General features: G+C 52.3%; 4 protein-coding genes and 1 tRNA gene. 4 read left to right on the top strand and 1 reads right to left on the bottom strand.

Annotation, left to right across the window (positions count from 1 at the left end; genetic code table 11):
- A partial coding sequence (locus QRN22_RS24865) for an aldehyde dehydrogenase family protein (protein WP_285404366.1) occupies positions 1 to 444 on the bottom strand: 444 nt, incomplete at its 3' end.
- Positions 445 to 792: 348 nt separating this feature from the next.
- Here QRN22_RS24865 and QRN22_RS24860 point away from each other — a divergent pair.
- The 4 genes from QRN22_RS24860 to QRN22_RS24845 all read left to right on the top strand — a co-directional run bounded on the left by QRN22_RS24860 (position 793) and on the right by QRN22_RS24845 (position 6,815).
- Positions 793 to 869, top strand: a tRNA-Arg gene (locus tag QRN22_RS24860).
- Between the two features lie 167 nt (positions 870 to 1,036).
- Positions 1,037 to 2,272 (top strand): tyrosine-type recombinase/integrase, encoded by a 1,236-nt coding sequence (locus QRN22_RS24855; protein WP_042552923.1) that lies wholly within the window; start codon positions 1,037 to 1,039, stop codon positions 2,270 to 2,272.
- A gap of 273 nt (positions 2,273 to 2,545) precedes the next feature.
- Positions 2,546 to 3,424, top strand: coding sequence for a hypothetical protein (locus QRN22_RS24850; protein WP_042552922.1), 879 nt, complete (start codon positions 2,546 to 2,548; stop codon positions 3,422 to 3,424).
- A 340-nt stretch (positions 3,425 to 3,764) separates the two neighbouring features.
- On the top strand, positions 3,765 to 6,815 hold the full coding sequence (locus QRN22_RS24845; RefSeq protein WP_082045738.1) for an NACHT domain-containing protein: 3,051 nt from the start codon (positions 3,765 to 3,767) through the stop codon (positions 6,813 to 6,815).
- Positions 6,816 to 6,835: the final 20 nt, after the last annotated feature.

The following is a 6,835-nucleotide window of genomic DNA, read 5'->3' as shown; positions in this document are numbered from 1 at the left end:
GCCGATCGGCTGCTTGATGACGATCAGGCGCTTGTCAGCCTGGTGACCCGGGATGGTGTCGCCATAGATGCGCTTGGCTTCTTCGGCGAACCACTCAATGAAGGACGCCGCGTAGGCGATTTCGCCCTTGGCCTCGGCCAGCGGCTTGCCCTGCTCGATGGTCATCAGGCGCGCCAAGTCTTCCTGGTTCTCCAGCATCAGCTCATACCAGCGGCGCAGCTTGGCGGAACGCTCCTTGGCGGTCAGCGCACGCCAGGCCGGCAGCGCCTTGTCGGCCGCCTCGATGGCACGGCGAGTCTCGGCCGCGCCCATCTTCGGCACGGTGCCGATCACGTCACCCGTGGCCGGGTTGGTCACCTTGATGGTCTGGCCGCTGTCGGCATCAGCCCAGGCACCGTTGACGAAAGCCTGCTGGCGGAACAGTTGAGCGTCTTTCAGTTGCATGGCGGTCTCCTCTATCCTGGCACCACGGCACCAGAAGATGACGAAAGAAGCTGGGAGCGAACCCAGGTATGGGTAGAGCGACAGATTAGCCACTGCCTGGCCGTTCGAACGGGGTGTAACGCCCAGAGTTCAGCGTAACCACATGCACCGTTTGAAATATCAAACAGATCCTAAGATCAGCAGGGTTAAAGGGCAATAGGCCGTTCGAGAAAATTAACAACCCAGCCGATCATCGGCATTCGCACCGCCCCTCTTTATAGCCGAAGCCCGCCTTCCCCACCCGCCAGACGAGCCCCACCAGCAGCATGGACGCACGCCAGCGACATGCGTATGATTGCGCCCCGCAACGCACCAGTAGCTCAGCTGGATAGAGTACTGCCCTCCGAAGGCAGGGGTCGTGGGTTCGAATCCCGCCTGGTGCGCCAAATAGCTGTTTACCGCTGTCTCCAGCAGTCTACAGAACACCCTGAAAAGCCCGCTCTGTGCGGGCTTTCTTGTATCTGCCTGTATACCTCTGTCTACCCCTATACTTGACCACCGTGTACACCAGCGTGTACACCTGACTCAAATTAGAACCCGTGGTGTACAAGGCATGAAGCGCAGCGATATCAAGCGCCGCCCCCTGGCGGATACGACCCTAGCTGGCCTGGAGCCAGAGGGCGCGCCCTACAGGGAACTAGATGGTGGCGGGCTGTACTTCCGGGTAAAGCCCAACGGGCAAAAGTCGTGGAACCTCCGCTATAAGAAACCGGACGGTAAATGGTCATGGCTTGGCCTGGGAAGTTACCCCGAGGTAAGCGGATCTGCCGCCAGGCAGAAGGCAGCCGAGCTACGCACAGACCTTGCAGGCGGCAAAAACCCCATCGTCAGCAAGCAGGCTAGGCAAGCTGCTGCGCTAGAGGCAGCCAACAATACCTTCGAGGCACTTGCCCGAGAGTGGATTGATATTCGCGTTGCAACCTGGGCGCCGACAACAGCGAAGCGCAACGTCGGCGCGCTAGAGCTGCATGTCTTCCCGGTGTTTGGTCGCCGCCTCTATAACGAGATCCTCCCTATCGAGTGGATGGAGTTCTTCAGAGGCATGGAACAGAAAGGCATCATTGAGCAGATGAGCCGGGTACGCCGCTCATGCAAAGAGATATACGACCTGGCCCGGGTCACTGGCCGGGCGGTTCACAATCCGCTTGATGGTCTGGAGCGCTTCCTGCAGAGCAAGCAAGCCGAGAATTATGCTCACGTCACTGCCAAGGAACTGCCCGCCCTCCTGCGGGCCATAGCCGCCTACCCCCATGCACATGACCTTCGCCTTGGCCTGCGCCTGCTGATGCTCACCGGAGTACGCCCCAGCGAGCTACGCGAGTCGAGCTGGAGTGAGTTCGACCTCAAGACCGGACTATGGTCGATACCTGCTGAACGCATGAAGCGCCGTCGCCCTCACCTGGTGCCGCTGTCTCGTCAGGCGCTAGAAGCGATCGAGCAGCTGCGCAACCTTACCGGCTCCTATCCGCTGCTGTTCCCTGGTCGCAACAGCCGCACCAAGCCGCGCAGCAACATGGCATTCAATATGGCTTTGCGGCGGATGGGCTACGCCGGCCGACAGACCGGTCACGGCTTCCGCCACGTCGCCTCTACCACTCTGCGTGAACACGGCTTTGCCAAGGAGCATGTAGAGGCACAGTTATCCCATGCGGAGGATGGCATTGCCGGTGTGTACAACAAGGCGATCTATCTGGAACAGCGACGCAGCATGATGCAGTGGTACGCAGATCACCTTGACGATCTGGAGCGGGGTAACGTGGTACCGGTCAACTTCGGGAAGGTAGTTTGAGGATGCAACTTCGGCCCTCGCTCAAATCCGGTGTAAGTGGTGTAGGAAGTGTAATCGCAGCGCTGATAGCCCCGCATACTAAGGGCTACGGCGTTTTTACACCTTTTCTAAACAGCCCATACACAACGTGTTTTTTACACCATTGGTGTAATGAAATGAGAGAACACAGCACCACGCCTTTCCCAGCTGCCGGCCCCATACCTCAGCAAAAAACTACACGACAGCAATTGATCGCAGGCTTCTACGTGACATCGCTGGGCGCGGGGTTGAGAGATGACTGAAGCCGGAGTCGGTATTTACATCGCCGGCATCTACCTTGATCCATTGATGGAAAACTTGGATGAACTAGAGGAGCGGTTCAGGGGGCTAGACCTCTATGCTGAGCTAGCTGATCGTCTCGACGATTCTTTCGACATGATGAACGCCGCTCGTGCGTTTTGGTTGAATAGAGACGCTCAACCTAAGCGCAGGGCAGCCGAGGACATTCTCGCCGTGTGGCACGGTTTCGACTCAGCAGTACAGGAGATCGAGTTCTCCGATTTAAATGCCCTGGCGCACACAGTTCGCCGGTGTAGCCATCCGAGCAAGTCGGCTACAGACTCCGGCTTGATGGCGGCGCTTGCCATCTGCTATGCAGTCGAAGGCCTGAGAGAGGTCTACGACTACCAAATCGAATTTAGCCAAAGCCTCATTACATCCGTCCCACAGAACTTGGCAGGCGACTTTCCGGATCGGCGTCAAGCCCAGATTGAGCGCGCCAGAGCGAAGCTAGTGCACATTGAAGTAAGCGCGCGAGTAAGCCACGCCGACTACATGGGCGAGGCACGCCTCGCGATGTTTGCTGCTGGCATTTATCAGTATATAGAGAGCCGATACAAAGCACCTAAAGGCTTTCGAATAAGCGATAAAATGCTTTCAGCAATTGACCTATCTCGCTCCAGTGCAGGTGGAAAAAAAGGTGCAGAGACAAACAGAGCGCAAGCTGTTGATAGTGCCAGGTTAATATGCGCTGAGGCGAAACGGCTGCTACGGCTTGATCCATCCATCTCACCCTCGGAGCTTGTAACGACGCTCTGCAAAGCGAAGAATCTGAGCGCCCCTACGACCAGGAAGTACCTTCGCTCACAAGGACTCTACCCAAATAAAAAATGACAGGCATATGATCCGGCCGACAGGCAAAAACCAGCTATAGAATTCATCCCTTAGCCACGGTATGCCGCACACGCTCTACTCCGGCGCTTAAAGGTCAGAGCTACGCCTAGGCCTCCAGCCTCATAGATTCGCAAGCGGTTCTACGGGACTATTTCCTCAGAAGATTTGATTTTGCAGCTTGAGGCATAGGGGAGATCGTTCTCATTAAGCCAGCAGAGTGCTGTACACAAATTCCTGCTAAAACTGCGCTTTAAAAGATGAACAGTTTTAAACCATCAGTTAAAGTAAATAGATTTTCTCTTGTCGGCACATGCTGGCAAGCTCTCGAATGGAGTCGAAAGTGTCCGGCAACCACAGATTTGTGCTCGCGGTATTGTTGATTGTGGCGTCCGTAGTAGGCGCGGCTTACTACGCTTCAGGAGGCGCTGCGTTTTTCTTCGCAGTTTTGATAGCAGTGATGGTTTTGTTACTGCGTCCGCTGGTAATGCCGGCGGGCTATGGAAAAAATAAGATTCGAGTGCTCTGTGTTGCTGGTGCCTTAGGTTTAGCGGCAGCCTGGGGAGGCTGGGCAGGATTCGCCAATGATCTGCTGGTCGCTCTATGGAGTAGTCCGCAGCTGTCCGCAACGCCGGAGTGGATTAAGAGCTTGCGGATGAGCGAGCAGCCATCACCGCTTACCCTCTTATTTGTATTTTCAGTAATTTTCGTCGTGAACTATTTCATGCGTGAAGGCCCCATTGGAGGTGGACACCCTGTGCCGTTAGATCGAGACTTTCCTGAAGAAAGTTTCAAACATAAACTGGAGGCGTTTTGCAATGCGCTGCTTCATGATCTAATTACAATCGACCATAAGAGTAACTGGAGCCCTGAGTATTACACTGAGCTTCAAGCTGAAGTAGAAATCTTATCGAGCAACGGTGTTACTTCCCGCAGAAAGATTGTTAACCTTCAAGAAGCGATTCGCAAAGATCGGCACGCGAGGGCATTTTTGATACTCGGAGTCCCCGGCGCGGGTAAGAGCGTTGCCCTTCGAAAGCTTGCGCGTGATATGTTTTCTGAAGTTAATAGTAGCCGCATCCCAATTTACATCAATTTGCGCGAATGGGTGCGCTCTGAAATCGAACATACTAACGGCATCCAGTTCAAAGTTAGCGATTTGGAAACCTTCGTCTTAGATAGTCTTCGCCGGAGGGGAGATGTCTTCACCGAAGAATTCGTAGATAACTATTTCCGAAAATTATGGAGTGCGGGGCGACTATTTTTCATATTTGACTCATTTGACGAAATGTCAGAGTTACTGGACGCCAATGAAGACTCCGAAGTTATCAATGCACTTTCAGATGTAATCTCTCGGTTTATAACTACGCATCCCCTATCGCGTGGCGTCCTTGCCTCGCGAATTTTCAGGAGGCCGACTCAAGCATTCCAAGCTCAGAAACTACTAGAAATCAGGCCGCTATCTGAAGCAAGCATCTCGGATGCACTTAGCCGCCATCCCGAATTCGATAAATCGCTTCGGCGCAAACTATTCACTCAACGTACTGATTTGATCCCGTTAGCTCGGAATCCTTTCATGATGGCTCTGTTGGGTACCTGGGTCAAAGCTCATCGCGATCTGCCAATCAATCAACCTCAAATATTCGAAGGCTACATCAACATTCGCCTAGATACTTGTGCACCCAAACTTGGGCGCGCAGCTATTTCTGCTGAGCGTGTGAAATCTGTTTCAGTGGAAATTGCATGGTTCGTATTCAAATCATCGACATTTGGACTTGAGGCGCCTGTAAAGCTAATCAAGGAGCACTTCAACTCAGAAGAAATAGAAACTGTTTTAGAAATACTTGACTATGCTCGGATCGCCCGAGTCACTCACGGTGAAGAGAAATCTTTTGCGTTCGTTCACCGTCGGTTCCTTGAGTACTTTGTGACAGCCAAATTACTGTCTAATCCGGCAGACGTTCCTATCTCGCATATTCCAACTGACTCGCGTGGCCGTGACGCACTCGTACTTTACGCACAACTATGCGACGAGACGGAAGCTGTAAGAATTGCCCAATTATGTTGGGATGAGATTACTGCGAACTTTAATGACCCTGATCTAAGGTTACGTGCTATCCACTGCCTACGATTTCTAATTGATGCATTCGGCGCGCGCAGAAGCGCTATCGCTCAATTTGAGGAAGCATTAAGTGCCTTTGTGATGGATCACGTCACTAATGGCGAAAGCTTGATTCTGGCGAAGATCTGCCTAGAGGCCACGGGCCTGCTAACGGAATCCAAAGCGGCTCCGGTATTGTTAGTTGCGATCAGCGGGCAAGACAGTTGGCTGCAGGAGACAGCTTTTCGAGCGTGTAGGCAGCTACCAAAAATGAATTCGGCTCTAGAAGAAAGCATTACTCAATATGTCATGAACATACCAGATCAAAACTATTGGGCCAACCGTAAAAGTCTTTTATTAAGCCTTTCGCTTTCAGATGCATTGAGAGGTGTTTACCAGACTGCCCAATGGCGCCTCCATAATATGCGTACATCGATTGGCGCAGCCTTATCCGCAATTATACTATCTCCCGGCCTCGCAGGAAGCATGCTCTTCTATGGGGTAATCATGAGCTTATTCGGCGCTGCAATGCAGGCACCGCTTAGAGCTCAGGCCAAGAGAAAATTAAAAATTTCGAACTCCTCTAGTCGTATGCCTGCTCTATCTAACTGGCTATTTGGGCGGAGATTTTCCGACCATTTAATACCGGCGATTCGATTGTATGGTGGCATAGCTTTAATGCTCACAAGCATTATAAGTTTAACGCATGCAGATCTGATCGCTAGCGAAGGATTTTCATGCCCATTATCTTGGTGCGATAACTGGCGCGTAGAATACGCACTGGCTTTGGCCATAACATCTGTACTTTTGCTCGATTGGTCACTACTAGGAAGATTGGCCAAGGAGTTTTTTAAGAGCAGCAAGCTGCTAGAAAACGCGGCAATTGCGGTAATAGTGCTCGTACTACTGGGAGTAGGAGTGGCATTTCTGCGTTGGGCAGAGCGCTTCCCGATAATAATTCTGGCATTTAAGTATCTTGCATTCGCCACAACCAGCGCGATAACAGCGGTGTTCTTCGGGTGGCTATGCGTCTCAGCTTGGAAAAGCTATAAAGATATTAAAACACTGAAAACGACCCCCATTTCAAGCACTATTACACGCGGTGAAATTGCAATAATTTTTTCTAATTTAAAAACACCATATGGGCAACTTCGATTCGTTCGGATTCTAGAGCGTGATCGCATCACAGCAGTCGGCGCTTGGCCCATCGAATTTAAACTATCTGTGGGTCAAGGCGAACCAACCTGCGCACTGGCTCGCCTAGAGGAACGATGGCTCCACCTTGATCGTTAAGATCAGGAATTAAAACTAGC

The organism is Pseudomonas sp. MEJ086, from assembly GCF_030209025.1.
Classification (GTDB): Bacteria; Pseudomonadota; Gammaproteobacteria; order Pseudomonadales; family Pseudomonadaceae; genus Aquipseudomonas; species Aquipseudomonas fulva_A.
Note: the sequence above shows the minus strand (reverse complement) of the source record. Positions and strands in the feature narration are given on the sequence as shown.